Origin of the sequence: Nocardia seriolae NBRC 15557, from assembly GCF_007990715.1 — a bacterium.
Classification (GTDB): domain Bacteria; phylum Actinomycetota; class Actinomycetes; order Mycobacteriales; family Mycobacteriaceae; genus Nocardia; species Nocardia seriolae.
On sequence record NZ_BJWY01000106.1, the window covers coordinates 1 to 14,713 of the forward strand.

Annotated in this window: 12 protein-coding genes, 1 tRNA gene and 1 pseudogene; 9 read left to right on the plus strand and 5 right to left on the minus strand. The window is 68.9% G+C overall.

Going from position 1 to position 14,713, the window contains the following annotated elements; all coding sequences use genetic code 11:
- Positions 1-27 precede the first annotated feature (27 nt).
- Together NS2_RS38535 and NS2_RS37880 are read left to right on the plus strand one after the other, a co-directional pair.
- Positions 28-477 (plus strand): annotated as a pseudogene (locus NS2_RS38535) (serine hydrolase domain-containing protein); the annotation flags it as partial.
- A gap of 94 nt (positions 478-571) precedes the next feature.
- Positions 572-994, plus strand: coding sequence for a hypothetical protein (locus NS2_RS37880; RefSeq protein ID WP_228102693.1), 423 nt, complete (start codon positions 572-574; stop codon positions 992-994).
- Positions 995-1,085: 91 nt separating this feature from the next.
- On the opposite strand, the gene NS2_RS26605 is transcribed toward NS2_RS37880, so the two are convergent.
- Positions 1,086-4,037, minus strand: a complete 2,952-nt coding sequence (locus NS2_RS26605) for an ATP-binding protein (protein WP_202969069.1) — start codon at positions 4,035-4,037, stop codon at positions 1,086-1,088.
- A gap of 305 nt (positions 4,038-4,342) precedes the next feature.
- On the opposite strand from NS2_RS26605, the gene NS2_RS26610 reads away from it, so the two are divergent.
- Positions 4,343-4,759 carry a PaaI family thioesterase gene (locus NS2_RS26610; RefSeq protein ID WP_033087009.1) on the plus strand — a complete coding sequence of 139 codons (417 nt, stop codon included), beginning with the start codon at positions 4,343-4,345 and terminating at the stop codon, positions 4,757-4,759.
- Positions 4,760-4,785: 26 nt separating this feature from the next.
- Here the strand turns inward: NS2_RS26610 and NS2_RS26615 are convergent, their stop codons facing one another.
- Complete coding sequence (locus NS2_RS26615; RefSeq protein ID WP_071343868.1) at positions 4,786-6,543, minus strand: AMP-dependent synthetase/ligase; 1,758 nt, start codon at positions 6,541-6,543, stop codon at positions 4,786-4,788.
- 109 nt (positions 6,544-6,652) lie between these two features.
- Positions 6,653-7,267, minus strand: a complete 615-nt coding sequence (locus NS2_RS26620; RefSeq protein ID WP_036545780.1) for a TetR/AcrR family transcriptional regulator — start codon at positions 7,265-7,267, stop codon at positions 6,653-6,655.
- Between the two features lie 98 nt (positions 7,268-7,365).
- Here NS2_RS26620 and NS2_RS26625 point away from each other — a divergent pair, with 98 nt between their 5' ends.
- From NS2_RS26625 to NS2_RS26650, 6 genes are all read left to right on the plus strand, one after another.
- Positions 7,366-8,259 (plus strand): metal-dependent hydrolase, encoded by an 894-nt coding sequence (locus tag NS2_RS26625; RefSeq protein ID WP_081985790.1) that lies wholly within the window; start codon positions 7,366-7,368, stop codon positions 8,257-8,259.
- On the plus strand, positions 8,256-9,320 hold the full coding sequence (locus NS2_RS26630) for a PDR/VanB family oxidoreductase (RefSeq protein WP_147207321.1): 1,065 nt from the start codon (positions 8,256-8,258) through the stop codon (positions 9,318-9,320). The genes NS2_RS26625 and NS2_RS26630 overlap by 4 nt, the downstream gene beginning before the upstream one ends.
- Before the next feature lie 15 nt (positions 9,321-9,335).
- Positions 9,336-10,850, plus strand: coding sequence for a flavin-containing monooxygenase (locus NS2_RS26635; RefSeq protein WP_373456076.1), 1,515 nt, complete (start codon positions 9,336-9,338; stop codon positions 10,848-10,850).
- Positions 10,850-11,776 (plus strand): short-chain dehydrogenase/reductase, encoded by a 927-nt coding sequence (locus NS2_RS26640; RefSeq protein WP_052086216.1) that lies wholly within the window; start codon positions 10,850-10,852, stop codon positions 11,774-11,776. The genes NS2_RS26635 and NS2_RS26640 overlap by 1 nt, the downstream gene beginning before the upstream one ends.
- A 67-nt stretch (positions 11,777-11,843) precedes the next feature.
- Positions 11,844-12,395 (plus strand): DUF8020 domain-containing protein, encoded by a 552-nt coding sequence (locus NS2_RS26645; protein WP_033087013.1) that lies wholly within the window; start codon positions 11,844-11,846, stop codon positions 12,393-12,395.
- 261 nt (positions 12,396-12,656) lie between these two features.
- Positions 12,657-12,860, plus strand: a complete 204-nt coding sequence (locus NS2_RS26650) for a cold-shock protein (RefSeq protein ID WP_033087014.1) — start codon at positions 12,657-12,659, stop codon at positions 12,858-12,860.
- A 179-nt stretch (positions 12,861-13,039) separates the two neighbouring features.
- Here NS2_RS26650 and NS2_RS26655 read toward each other — a convergent pair whose 3' ends face one another.
- A complete protein-coding gene (locus NS2_RS26655) occupies positions 13,040-14,254 on the minus strand; it encodes an ATP-binding protein (RefSeq protein WP_081985792.1) in 1,215 nt (404 codons plus the stop codon).
- A 286-nt stretch (positions 14,255-14,540) separates the two neighbouring features.
- Positions 14,541-14,614 (minus strand) — tRNA-Ile (locus tag NS2_RS26660).
- Between the last annotated feature and the right edge of the window lie 99 nt (positions 14,615-14,713).

A 14,713-nucleotide genomic window follows, 5' to 3' on the forward strand; every position in this document is an offset into this window, starting at 1 on the left:
GTACTAGCCGCCTTCGTCGCGACGCTCGTGGACCTGCCGCTGATCGCCGCGCCGGGCGAGCGGCCGTCCTACAGCCAGGCGGGCTTCAACCTGCTCGGCCGCGTCATCGAGAAGGTGACCGGTGAGCCGTTCGAAAAGGTGGTCGCCGAAACGGTTTTCGCGCCGGTCGGGCTGCGCGAGAGCTTCTACTTCCAGGGCGATGTGATGACCCGCCGCTTCGCCGCCGGGCACGAGCGCCGCGAGGACGGGGCGCTGGAGGTCTCGCGGACCTGGAAGAGCAGCCGCGCCAACAACCCCGGTGGCGGGCTGGGCTCCACGGTCTCGGATCTGTTGCGCTGGGGCCGATTCCATCTGGGCGACGGCCGCGGCGAACACGGCGAGACGGTGCTGCCGACCGACGTCCTGCATCGGATGCGCCGACCCACGGTCGAATTGCGCGCCAGCACCATGGCCGATGCCTTCGGCCTGTGCTGGATGCTGCGTGACGTCGACGGTGTCCGCACGGTCGGCCACGACGGCTCGGGCTTCGGCCAGTTCGCCAACTTCCAGCTGGCTCCCGAACGCGATTGCCGTGGTCGTGCTCTCCAATGCCAGCCCCGACGGCATCCCCGCCAACCAGGCCATCATCCGCTGGGCGCTCGAGCACTACCTCGGTGTCGTCGACCGCGACCCCGAGCCGCTCCCCTTCGACCCCGCCCGCGCCCCGGAACTGTTCGGCGTCTACGACATCGACGCCATGACCATGACCTGCTATGCCGACGGCCCTCAGCTCTACCTCGAATGCAAGGTCAAGCCGGAGATCCGCGCCGCCGGCGGCGCCGAGATCCCGCAGGATCACCCGCCGTTCCCCTTCGGCCTGCTCCCCGGCGACGGCGACGAATACGTCATCACCGCGGGCTCGTTCCAGGGCCAGCGCGGCTTCTTCAGCCGCGACGACCACGGCGAGATCACCGCCATCGATCTCGCGGGCCGCGTCTTCACCCGCGTCCCCTGAGCTCGCCCGCCTCGGCTGAGCCGGTCGGCCGGGGTCTCACGAAATCCGTCTTACCGGAGGCGATTCCGTGAGGCCCCGGCCGTTTCGCGGATCAGTGCGCGGCCTCCTCGGCCAGGCGAGCCAGCGCGTCGGCTCTCGGCATATCCGCGCCCCGGCGGTAGGCGCGGTCGTATTCGGCGTCACCGAGGGTGGTTCGCAGGGTGGCGATCAGGGTGGCGAGTTCGGGTTCGCCGTGGTCGAAGGTGCCGCGAAGGACCTCGATGAGACCGAGAGCGGAGGCGGCGGCGGGTGGATCGCCTTCCAGGAGGCGGAGTTTCGCCAGGAGTTCGGCGGAGTGGGCCACGGCCAGGGCGGCGGAGGCCGCGTCGCCGTAGCCGAGGGAGCCCGCGATGACGGCGGGCAGGAGGGCACGGGCCGAGACGGGGTCTGCCGCGGTGAGACGGTTGTGGAGGCGGGCGACCGCAATGCGGTGGGCGGCCATGGATTCCGGGTAGGGCAGGCGGCGGATGCGGTGTTCGAGGTGGTCCAGGTCGCGGTCGGCGCGGGTGAGATCGCCGCTGCGGCGGTGTAGTTCGGCGCTGGAGAAGAGGATGACGGCCGAGAGCCGGGCGAAGCCGGAATCGGCGGCCAGGCGTCGCGCGGCCTCGATATCGCGTTCGGCGGCGGCGCGTTCGCCGCCGCGCATGCGTTCCTCGGCCAGAGCCGCGCGGGCGGCGAGAATGTCGTCCTCGGTGTCGAGTTCGGAGGCCAGGGTCACGGCGCGCCCGAAGGCGGCGAGGGCCTGTTCGTGCTCGCCGCACAGGGCGTGGTCGCGGCCGATGGCCAGCAGCGCCACGCCCAGACCCCAGCGGTCGCCGACGGTCTCGAAACCGGACAACGCGGCGCGGCGCGCCTCGGCGCCCGCGGGCAGTCGCCCCTGCCCGGTCAGCTCGATATCGCGGGCGAGCTGCGCGCTGGCCCGCACCCAGGGATCCGGCCAGGCCATCGCCTGCTCGAGACGGTGTTCGGACAGCTTCTCGTCCTCGGCGCGGGCCGCCATGAACGCGGTCCAGACCGGCATGGCCTGGTGGTATTCCAAGCCGCCCGAATTCACACAGTCCTCGATCAGGGCCGCCAGCGAGCTCCCGGCCGGTGGCGCACCGGCCATGAGCGCGATCACCGGGAAGGCGGCGCGGGCGCGGTCGGGCAGTTCGTCGCCGAAACGCTGCACCGCGGTGAGCGCGGTCTCGAACTGCGTACTCATGCCACGAATTCCCCAGTACCAGAACATGGCTCGCACCAGCCGGGCGGCGATCGCCGGATCGGGCGCGGAGGTCTCGCCGAGCGTGGAGCGCAGTGCGGCGGCCATATTGGCGTGCTCGGCGTCGAAAAGGGTTATGGCGTCGAGTTGTTCGGCGGTCCGCAGTCGGGGTTCGTGGTGTTCGGCGAGGGTGAGGTAGTAGTCGGCGAAGCGCGCGGCCGGCCGGTCGGTGGACTCGGCGAGCCGGTCGGCGGCGTAGGCGCGGATGGTTTCCAGCATGCGATAGCGCGGCGGCTCGTCCGTTGTGACGGTGACCAGGGACTTCTCGACGAGGGTGTCGAGCAGGTACGGTATGTCGGCGTCGGCGAGGTCCGAATCCGCGCAGACGGCTCCGAGGGCCTCGGCGGTCGCGCCGCCGGGGAAGCTGGAAAACCTTCGGGCCAAGACCTTTTCGGGCTCCTCCAGCAGGTCCCAGCTCCATTCCACCAGGGCGAGCAGGGTGCGCTGGCGGGGCAGGGCGGTGCGGCTGCCGGAGGCGAGCAGGCGGAAGCGGTCGCCGAGGCGGCGCGCGACCTGGTCGACGCTCATGGCGCGCAGTTTGGCGGCGGCCAGCTCCAGAGCCAGTGGGAGGCCGTCGAGTCGGCGGCAGATCTCCACCACCGGGCCGACGGTGGCATCGTCGAGGACGAAGCCGGGGCGGATGGCGACGGCGCGGTCGGTGAACAGCCGGACCGCCGAAGAGCGCTGTGCCACGGCCGGATCCGTGGTGTCGACCGGCGGGTCGAGCGGGCCGAGGTGGCACAGCGCCTCGCCGGTGATGGCCAGGGGTTCGCGGCTGGTGGCCAGCACGCGCAGCTGCGGCAGCCGGTCCAGCAGGCGTTCGGCGAGTTCGGCCGCGGCGGCGATGATGTGCTCGCAATTGTCGAGTACCAGCACGGCCGGGCCGACGTCGAGGAGTTCGATCAGCCGGGCGGTCTTGCCGGGCCGTTCGGCGGTGGCGCTGTCGAGTGCGCCCGCCACGGCGTCGGCGAGTTGATCAGGCGCGCCCAGTTCGGCCAGCGGGACGAAGAACACGGCGTCGGCGCCGGGCCGGTCCATGGCCTCGAGGGCCAGCCGAGTCTTGCCCGCGCCGCCGGGGCCGACAATGGTGACCAGGCGCGAATCCGCCAACAGCGCGGCCAGTTCCGTCAGTTCGCGGTCGCGGCCGATGAATCCGGTCAGCCGCACCGGCAGCGTCCTGGTCACGGGTTCCCGGCGCGGGGCCGGGATTTCGAGCTCGCCGCGGAGCAGCGCCAGATGGGTGTCGCGCAGTGCCGCGGAGGGGTCGATGCCCAGCTCCTCGTCCAGCCGCGCCCGCATGTCCTCGTACACGGCCAGCGCGTCGGACTGCCGCCCGGCCGCGGCGAGGGCCCGCATGCGCAGCCCGGCCAGCCGTTCGCTGAGCGGATTGCCCGCGGCCGCGCCGTCGAGATCGGTGAGAACCTCGGCGTGGCGGCCCAATTGGAGCTCGGCCTCGAAACGATCCTCGACGGCGGCGGCGCGCAGGTCGTCCAGGCGGGTCGCGGCGGTCGGCGCGAAGGGCGCGTCCATGACATCCCCGAGCGCGGGTCCCCGCCACAGCCCGATCGCCTCGCCCAGCAGCCGGGCGGCCGCCTCAGCGCGATCCGCCGCCAATTCCCCGCGTCCCTGCCGCACCAGTTCCTCGAACCGGTCGGCATCCGCCGTTACCTCGGGCAGCCGGTACCCGCCGGTCCCGAAGTCCACCGCACCCACTCCGCGCAACGCCTTGCGCAGCCGCGACACCAGGGGCCTGCAACGCTCCCGCCGCGTCCGCGGGCGGCTCCTCTCCCCACAAACCGTCGATCAGCGCCGTCACCGGCACATCCCGCCCCGACTCCAGCGCCAGACGCGCCAGCAACATCCGCACCCGGAACCCCGGTATCCGCACCGGGCTTCCGTCCTCCGCATGGACCGAAACCGGCCCCAGCACACCAACCTGCACGGGCCGAGTCTGTCAGAACCGCGGATTCCCGGCCGTGTACCGCGCTCGCGCTCCATTACCTGCGAGGTAATCGACTCCGCCCCGGCCGTCGGGCACGGTCGATGTCATGACCGACACCGATATCGCCACCGACCCGGTGGGCGCGCAGTTGTTCGCCACCATGCCGTTCACCGAGGGGCTCGGGGTGCGGGTGCTGGGCTGCGGTCCGGAGCTGGTGCGCAGCCGCCTGGAATGGCGCGAGAACCTGTGCACGCTGGGCGGTTCCATGCACGGGGGTGCGCTCATGGCACTGGCCGATGCGACGGCCGCGGTGTGCGCGTACCTGAATCTGCCCGCGGGCAAGCAGGGGACGACCACGGTGGAGTCCAAGACGAATTTCGTGCGGGCGCTGCGCTCCGGCCACGCCACCGCGACGGCGACACCGTTGCACGCGGGGCGCGGTTTCATCGTGGTGGAGACCGAAATCCGGGACGACGCGGGCAAACTCGTGGCCAAGGTGACCCAGACCCAGGCCGTACTGTAACCGGCTCGGGCCGTGCGTAACCCGGCTCAGGCGTACAGCTCCTCGATGAGGTTCGCGTAGCGGGCGTGAATCGGCTTGCGGCGCGGCTTCATCGTGGGGGTGAGCAGCTCACTGCCCGGCTGCCAGAACTCCGGCACGATACGGAACTTCTTGATCTGCTCGACCCGCGACAGCTTCGCATTGGCGGCGCTGACGGCCGCGCTGATCATGATCTCCATCTCGGGGTGCGTGGCCAGCAGCGTGGGATCGGCTGCCAGCCCGTGCTTTTCGGCGAATCCGCCGACGGCGTCCGGGTCCAGCGCGATCAGGGCGACATTGTATTTGCGGTTGTCGCCCACCGCGATGGCCTGCGCCACCAGCGGGCTGAACGCCTTGACCCAGTTCTCGATGGTGGCCGGGGACATGTTCTTGCCGCCGGCATTGATGATGAGTTCCTTCTTGCGGTCGACGATCCGGAGGTAGCCGTCGCCGTCGAGGTCCCCGATGTCGCCGGTGTGCAGCCAGCCGTCGGCGTCGATCACCTCGGCCGTCTGCTCGGGCCGGTTGAGGTAGCCCTTCATGACCAGCGGGCCGCGCACCAAGACCTCGCCGTCCTCGGCGATGCGAACATCCAAGCCGTCCAAGGGTTTTCCGACGGTGCCGAGCCGGAACCGCCCGGGCGGGCAGATCGACCCCATGCCCGAGACCTCGCTCATCCCCCAGGCGTCGCTGACCTCGATGCCGAAACCGTTGAACCAGCGCAGCAATTCGGTCGAGACGGGGGCCGCGCCGGAGATGGCGACCTTCAGGCTGTCCAGGCCGAGCGCCGCGCGCACCTTCGAGAGCACCAGCCGGTCCGCGATGGCGTGGCTCGCGCGCAGCCCGGGTCCGATGCGATCGCCGTCCAGCCGGGCGTCGGAGTACCGGCGGCCCACACCCACAGCCCATTTCGCGAGCCCGGCCTTGACGCCGGTCGCCTCGCCCAGCTTCTCCTCGATCCCGGTGCGTAGTTTCTGCCACACCTGCGGTACCGCGCCGAGCAGGGTGGGGCGGCAATCGGCCAGTCCGGGAGCGAATCCGGCGCGCTCGGCGACCGTGGTGACGGTATTGCCCAGTGCCCTGCACAGATACAGCGCCGACCAGCGGTCCGCGATGTGCGCCGACGGCAGGAACGACAGCACCCGCTCGTCGGCGGTGGCGTCGGCCAGCCGGATGCTGGCGTCGACCATGGCCACCATATTGGCGTGGGTGATCTGGACGCCCTTGGGTGCTCCGGTGGTGCCCGAGGTGTAGATGAGGGTCAGCACGTCGTCGGGTTCGACTGCCCGCCAGCAGGATTCGAAGTCGAAGTCCGGGTCGGCGGCCGCGGCCAGCTCGGCCAGGCTCATGCCGCCCTCGCCGTCGATGCAGACGATGAAGCGGACCCCGGTGCCCGCGCGGGCCTTTTCGATGGCGGGCAGGAACTGCGCCTCGCACACCACGACGGTGGCCCCGGAATCGCTCAGCAAATGGTGGATCTGCTCCGGCGAGGACGTGTTGTACATCGAGAAGGGAACCCCGCCCAGGTGCACGACGGCGGTGTCGACGGGATAGAACTCGGGCCGATTGGTCATCATCAGCGCGACCTTCGAGCCGCGCCCGACGCCCAGTGCCGCGAACCCCGCGGCCAGTTCCCGCGCCCGCACACCCCATTCCCGGAAGGTCATGGTGACCCCGTCCCCCGCGGTGCGCACCGCGACCGCCTCGGGGCTGCGGGCGATGGTCGCCTGAAATGCCGTGCACATGGTCACGGGTACAGCTGTCATGACCTCGGTCGCTCCCTCGTCGGATCGAATCGCAAGGCCAGCTTACAAACGGCAAACCTACGGTTACGTAGGGGTAGGGCAAGATGCGGTCCGCATCACACCCGGCGGCCTACCCCGCGAGGATCGGCACCAGATATTTGCGCGCGAATTCGCCCAGCTCGTCGGCGGTTTCGAGACCGGCCGCGCCGCCCTGCACCAGGATCAGCGAATGCACTATGCGGCAGCCGATCTCGGTGCGGGCCGCCAGATCCGCCGGGGCCTCGAACAGGCCCTTGCGGGCGGCCCGCTCGAGAATAGCGACGGTGGCCGCGACGGACATGGCGAAGACGGTCGCGCCTTCGACGGTGAGCTTCACCAGGATTCGATCCGGCTCGACCGCGAGCAGGCGCTCGACCAGCGGGTGCGCCCGCCAGCGGGTGATGACCGTGGCGAAGATGTCGGCGACCAGACCGTCCAGGTCGTCGTGCCGGTCGGGCATGCTCGCGAGGTCGGCCAGCAGTGCCGCGACCTCACGGCTGACGACGGCCTGCACCAGATCGTCGCGCGAGCCCACCCGGCGGTAGACGGTCACCCGGTCGACCCCGGCCTGCTTGGCCACATCCTCGATGGTCGACTTCTTGACCCCGACCTTCTGGAACTGCACCAGCGCCGCGTCCAGGATCCGCGTCTCGATGTCATCGGCGGCATCCGTGCGGGTCAGCGGGGGTTTCGAGGCGGTCGTCACCGGATCCACGCTAGCAGGCGGGCGGCCCGATGCAACAATCTCGTGGATTTTGTAGCTGCAACATTGCAATGCGATTTGTTGCGCTGCACGGTTCGTCCATGGCTGACAAGGCTGGCGCAACGCGGCGCCACTACAGCGACGAAGCGCATGCCATCGCCGCCCGCTACGTCCGATTCGACTTCGAATCCGTTCCGCTGCACTACATTCCGGGCGAAGTACTGGCAACCCACATTGTCGACGTCATGCACCTGGTGCTCCCCGAGGGCGAACGGGCCATGGCGCAGGCCCTTTCCGAGGCTCTGCCCCATATCCACGACGAGCGGCTGCGCGAGGAGGTGACCGGCTTCGTCGGCCAGGAATCCATGCACGCCAGCAGCCACGAGGCGGCCCGCAGGCACCTGCAATCCCTGGGCCTGGACGTCGACTCCTATGTGAAAGCCATTGCCTGGCTGGTGGATCGGATCCTGGGCGACCACGGCCTCACCGGCCGCGCCAGGGAACAGTGGCTCAAGGAACGCCTCGGGCTCTTCGCGGGCATGGAGCACTACACCGCGGTCCTCGGCGAATGGCTGCTCGAGGCGGACATTCTCGAAGCCAAGGGCATGCACCCGGCAATGCTGGACCTGGTCCGCTGGCACGGCGCCGAGGAAGTCGAACACCGCAGCGTCGTCTACGACGCGTACATGTACCTCGACGGCGGCTACCTGCGCAAAGCCCGAACCGGTGTGCTGGCCAGCCTGGCCCTGCTGCCGCTGTTCATCATCTCGACCGGCTACCTGTATCGGCAGGACCCCTCGCCCGACAAGGGCCGGTTCTGGGGCCGGCAGTTCCTGAACGCGACCCGGCGCGGCGTGATTCCGAGCTGGACGGTCTTCCTCACCGAAATCCCGCGCTACCTGCGCCCGGGATTCCATCCGTCCCAACTGGGTCCGATGGACTCGGCCCTGCGCTACCTCGCGCACTCCCCCGCGGCCCGGGCGGCAGCCGAATGAGCGCGTGGAACGTAGCGCACCCGGCCGGGGCCGCCGGTGCCCAGCCGCTGGGTTTGCGGGTGCTGGGTGGGGCGATGGACGCATACAAGCGGGTATTCGTGGCCGGGGTGGCCGCGCCTCTGTTGTCACCGCCGAATCCGGTGCGACGCAGTGGGTTCGAGCTGGCGACCGTGGTCGAGAAGTTGGAACGGCCGGTGGCGGATGTGCTGGTGGTGACGCTGCGGGCCGCGGAGGGGCGGGAGCTGCCGAGTTGGCGGCCGGGGGCGCATGTGGATGTGTTCCTGCCGTCGGGGCGGCAGCGGCAGTATTCGCTGTGCGGGGATCCGGCGGATCGACGGCGGTATCGGATTGCGGTGCGGTTGATGCCGGACGGCGAGGGCGGGTCCCAGGAGGTGCACGAGGTTCTGTGGGCCGGTGACCGGGTGCGGCTTCGGGGGCCGCGGAATGCCTTCACACTGGTGGATGCGCCGTCGTACCTGTTCTTGGCGGGCGGGATCGGGATCACGCCGATACTGCCCATGGTGCGGGCGGCCGGGCCGCGGGGGCGGCTGGTGTACGCCGGGCGGTCGCGGGCGTCGATGCCGTTCCTGGATGAGTTGCCGGAGGCCGATATTCGGCCCGATGACGAGTTCGGGGCACCGGATGTGGCGGCGCTCATCGCGCGGGCCGCGCCGGGGGCGGCCGTGTATGTGTGCGGTCCGCCCGCCATGCTGGCGGCGGCGCAGCGGTGCCGGTTCGAGCTGGATCCGACGGGATCGCTGCATACGGAACGATTTTCGGCGCAGCCGGTGGTCGACGGGCGTGCGTTCGACCTCACCCTGGCGCGCAGCGGCCGGACCGTGCGCGTCGGCGCGGAGGAGACCGCACTGGCCGCCGTCCGGCGCGTCCTGCCGGAGGTGAATTACTCGTGCCGTCAAGGCTTCTGCGGAACCTGCAAGGTCGGGGTGCGCGCGGGCGAGGTGGACCACCGCGACCGGCTGCTGACCGCCGCCGAGCGGGCGGACCGCATGCTGCTCTGCGTGTCCCGCGCCGCCGGTGACGCGCTCGTCCTCGATCTCTGAGCCTCGGGAACATTCATGTCGATTGAAACGGAGACAGCTGTGCCCTCGGATGATTCGATCATGCCCGCCCACGTGCGGATCGCGATCGTCGGTGCCGGATTCAGCGGCATCGGGCTCGCCGTGAAACTCCGGGAGGCCGGGTTCGAGGATCTGGTGATACTCGAGCGCGCCGCGGACCTGGGCGGGACCTGGCGGGCCAATACCTATCCCGGCTGCGCCTGCGATGTGCCGTCGCAGTTGTACAGCTACTCGTTCGCGCCGAATCCGGATTGGTCGCGGACCTATGGACGGCAGCCGGAGATCCTGGAGTACCTGCGGCGGGTCGCTCGAAACCACGATGTGTTGCGGCACATCCGATTCGGCACGGAGCTGCTGGACGCCAGGTGGGACGAAGACGGCTCCGTCTGGCGGGTGGAGACCAGCCGCGGTGCGCTCACCGCGGACGTCCTGATCTCGGCGGCGGGCATATTCGCCGAGGCCAAGTATCCCGAGCTGCCGGGGCTGGACAGCTTCGAGGGCACGGCATTCCACTCCCTGCACTGGGATCACGACCACGACCTCACCGGCGAACGGGTGGCCGTGATCGGAACCGGCGCGTCGGCGGTGCAGTTCGTGCCGGAGATCCAGCCGACGGTGGCGCGGCTGCTGCTGTTCCAGCGCTCCGCACCCTGGATCGTGCCGCGCCTGGATCGGCCCACCCTGGGCTTGGAGCGACTGCTGCTGCGCCGGATTCCGCTGGCGCAGCGGGCGATACGTGGCGGCTGGTACGCCGCCATCGAGGGATTCGGCCTGATATCCCTGGTGGACAAGCGGTTCCGGCATCCTTACGAGGCGCTCGGGCGACTACAACTGCTGCGCCAGGTGCGAGATCCCGCGCTACGCAAGACGGTGACACCCGATTACATCATCGGCTGCAAGCGGGCCATCTTCTCCGACGCCTACCTCCCCGCCCTGGACCGGCCCAATGTCGAGGTCATCACCGATACCATCGCCGAGGTCCGGCCGCGCTCGATCGTGCTGCGCGACGGCACCGAGCATCCGGTCGACACCATCATCTTCGGCACCGGCTTCACCTCGATCCCGTCGGCCTACCACCGCTACGTCGGTCGGCACGGGCCATCCATCGCCGACCTGTATCACCGTGAGCCGCAAAGCTATCTGGGCGCGACCGTCGCCGGATTCCCCAACTTCTTCTGCACCCTGGGGCCGTTCGGGGCGGCGGGGAACCAATCCGCCATCTACATGATCGAATCCCAGATCGCCTACATCGTCGATGCGCTGCGGCTCATGCGCGACAACGCGATCACCCGCATCGAACTGCGCCCCGAGGTGCAGGACGAGTTCCTCGACGAAATGGACCGCCGCAGCGCCGACAGCGTCTGGCTGACCGGCGGCTGCCAGAGCTACTACACCACCGCCGACGGCCGCAATGCGGGGCTGTACCCCAACTGGAGCTTCGAATACCGCTGGCGCACCCGGCGATTCGACGCCGCATCCTATGCCGTCACGACCAGGGAAATGAGCCGCTGATGTCCACTCCGCGCTGTCTCGCCGGCCCCGGACCCTTCCGGCCCGCCGGGCGGGTGGCCCTCATCACCGGCGCCGGGCAGGGCATCGGGCGTGAACTCGCCACCATCCTGCACCGCCGGGGAGCGTCGGTCGCGATCGTCGATGTCGACGCACACGCCGCCACCTCGCTGGCCACCGCCCTGGGCGAGCGGGCGCTGCCGGTGATCGCCGACGTGTCCGACCGGGCCGCCATGGCCGAGGCGATCCACCAGGCGGCCGCCTATTTCGGCCACCTCGACATGGTGGTGGCGAACGCGGGCGTGGTGCCGCGGCCCGCGACCCTGCGCACCATCGACCCCGCCGACTTCGACCTGGTGCTCGATATCAACCTCACCGGCGTCTTCAATACCGTGCACCCGGCGCTCGACCACATCATCACCGCGCACGGCCACGTGGTGGTCGTATCCTCCTGCGCGGCCTTCGCGCCGGGGATGGGCGGTGCGCCCTACATGATCAGCAAGGCGGCGGTGGAACAGCTGGGTCGCGCGCTGCGGGTGGAGCTCGCGCCGCACGGGGCGAGCGCGGGCATCGCGTATTTCGGGATCGTCGAGACCGAAATGACGCATGCCACCCTCGATCGCGACGACCTGGGCCGACGGATCGAGGCGCTGCTGCCGGGGCCGCTGAATACCCGCATCACCGCCGAGAAGGCGGCGCGCACCATCGCCGATGCGATCGAACATCGTGCGGCGCAATCCATTTCACCGCGCGCCTGGATCCCCTACGCACTGCTGCGCGGTGCGATCAACACCGTGCTCGATTTCGGCCTCGCCCACGACCCGCGGGTGCACGCGCTGCTGCGGGAAGTCGAGCGCCGCAGCCTGAAAAAACCTGCCCCAGCAGCGTCTACGACCATGGACACCGGCCGCGTTCGAGCGCATTATTGATCTCACATCCGGTGCCGTTCGTCGGGGGAACGTCAAAGGAAAACCCCCGAACGGATGGGAAAAGGAAATGTTCAGCAAGAAAATGATGGCGACGACTGTATTCGCCATCGCAGCCACCGGAATAACCATGGCCACGGCACACGGCGAGGCGGGGCTCGCCGATGTCACGGTCAACGGGGTGGATGGCTCGGTCGGATACACCACCACCTTGGCGGCCGATCACTCCAACGCCCTGATCACCCTGGCCTCCGGCCACTTCGTGCTCGCACCGGATGCGGTTCAGGTCGTCGGCGACGACGGCGCGCTCGTCGGGTCGATTCCGATGACGCTCACCTCGGATACCGGTCAGGCCCTGTCGGTCACCCCCGTCTTGAACAGCGACACCTCGCTGACCCTCACCCCGGTGGGCGGGCCCACGGTGGCGGCGACCACTTCACAGGATCTGCCGTTCATGCATCAGGCCGGTTTCGACGTGGCCGCCGGTGTGTTCTTCGGCGCGGTGGTCGGCTGCGTGATCGGCATCATCATCGGTATCTGGTTCTTCCTGGTCGGCGCGCTGGTCGGTTGTGCGATCGGCGCGGTCATCGGTGCCTTCGTCGGCGCCGCGCTCGCCTCATGAGTCGCCGCACGAAAGCCGCGACGTCAGAGGGGCACCGATAGTCGTCGAGGCGGTGGATCGGCAGCATCCACCGCCCCGCACGGCCTCGATTCCATCGCATCACCACCCCGCCCGACCAGGCCGATGCCGTCCGATATCCGCGAGTCGACACGCCACTAGCTGGGTCGTTGCTCAGCACCGGGCCGGAGTATGACATGCTGGATGCCGAGCACGGGTAGTTGACGTGATCACTCGGCTCGCAACAGGAAAGTAAAGACAAGAATGTCGCAAGGCAGTGTGAAGTGGTTTAACGGCGAAAAGGGCTTCGGATTCATCGCGCAGGATGGCGGCGGTCCGGATGTCTTCGTCCACTACTCCGCGATCTCCGGCTCCGGCTTCAAGTCCCTCGACGAGGGCCAGCGCGTGGAGTTCGAGATCGGTCAGGGCCAGAAGGGCCCCCAGGCCCAGAACGTCCGCGTCATCTGACGCTCCCCAATCCAGGGAACAGACAGCGAAACCCGCGCTCCGGCGCGGGTTTCGTGCTTTCCAGCCCTGTTTGTGGACCTGACGGACCAGCATACGAACCGGGCGGTGCTGGTCGACGGGCCCGACATCACCATCCGGGCAATCGCCACACGGCAACGGGCCCACAGTGACACTCCAATTCAGGGCCCCAGCGCCGTGATCGGCACGACATGAACCCCGTCGGATCGTCTGCCACCCCCACCGGATGCGGTCACGACCACGAGCGCCGCAGGTTCCCCCTGCCGCGAAACATCGATGTCGGCGGCGAAGTCGAGCAGTCCCGTCGCCGCGCGATCGATGACACCTTGGTCGCCGGTCAGCTTCACCTCGAACGCTGCCCAGCCATCCGGTGTTTCGACGATCGCATCAACTTCCTTGCGACCGTGGGATTCCCGCCACGAATACAACGAGCCATCGAGCGGCTGCGCGTAGATACGGAGGTCGCGCACGACCATCGCTTCGAAGTGGAGTCCGGCGGCCTCGATATCGGCCAGCAGATCCTTCGACCCGACGCGCAGCGCAGCAGTGCCCAGCGAAGGATCGACGAAATAGCGGACGGGCGCCTCACGCAACTCGACCCGAGAACGCATGTGCGGCTTCCACGCCGGCGAATTCTCGGTCAGCTTCAACCGATCCAGCGCATCGAGGTAGGCCGACACCGTCTCCTTCGCCGGTGGCCGATTGTCGTCACCAGCGATATCGGCTGCGAGACCGGTCAGCTTGATCGCTGTCCCGACCGATCGACCCAGCGACGCAAGGGTGCGTCGCAGTCGGTCGGGAGTGCGCCTACCGGTGCCGAGTTCAGGAATAGCGACCTCGATGATCTGGGTGAGGTAGTCGGTCAGCCAGCCACGAGCGGTGCGCTCGGACCGGTCCAGCAGCGCGGGCCAGCCGCCCACGACGATTCGTTCCATGATTTCGGGAACAGTCAGCGTCGCGCGCTTGGCTCGCTGTTTTTCTCCCCGCAGCAGCGCGGCCAGGGACACTTCGCCGGTCGAGTGGCCGGTCTCGAACAAGCTCATCGGCCGCATCCGGAGTGTGCCGATCCGGCCGGCACCCGAGTGCAACTCGCGTTCGTCGCGAGGTGTCGCCGAGCCGGTGAGGATGTAGAGGCCGCGACCGCGCAGGTCGTCGACATGGCGTCGCACCTGGTCCCAGATCTCCGGTGCCCGCTGCCATTCGTCGAACAAGACCGGTGTCTGCTGATCGAACAATTCATCCGGGTTGAGCCCGAGCAAAGCTCGCGCGTTCGGGTCGATGTCGAAGCGAACCGAACTCCGGGCCTGCTGGAGTGCGGTCTCGGTCTTGCCACACCCCTTCGGGCCGTCGATGAGAACAGCTCCGATCGAGGTCAACCGCTCGGACAGCTCGGCATCCGCGACTCGCGGACGGTAGTTGGCCATGTCGCGAGTCTACGTTTTCGACAGCTTGAACTCGCCGTTTTCGACAGCTTTGTTTCGCCGTTTTCGACATGTCCGGCCTTCAGTATTCGTCAGCTCTTCGCTGCCACTGCCGCCGGCGGATGGCTGTCGACCTCCACATTCCGATCCCGAGCCGGAATGAGCGATGTGGGACATCGGTTCGCGCAATGCCGAAAATGCAAAAAGCCGCAGGTCATTGACCTGCGGCTTTGCTTTCTTGTGGGGCGGGCGGGGCTCGAACCCGCGACCAATGGATTATGAGTCCACGGCTCTAACCGACTGAGCTACCGCCCCGGACCGCGGCTGATGCGCGGGCGTCGCGATGTTACCGCGGTGGTGGGGGGAATGCCTAGTTGACTCGGGGGGAAGGGGGGAATGTCCTGCCCCGGGGAA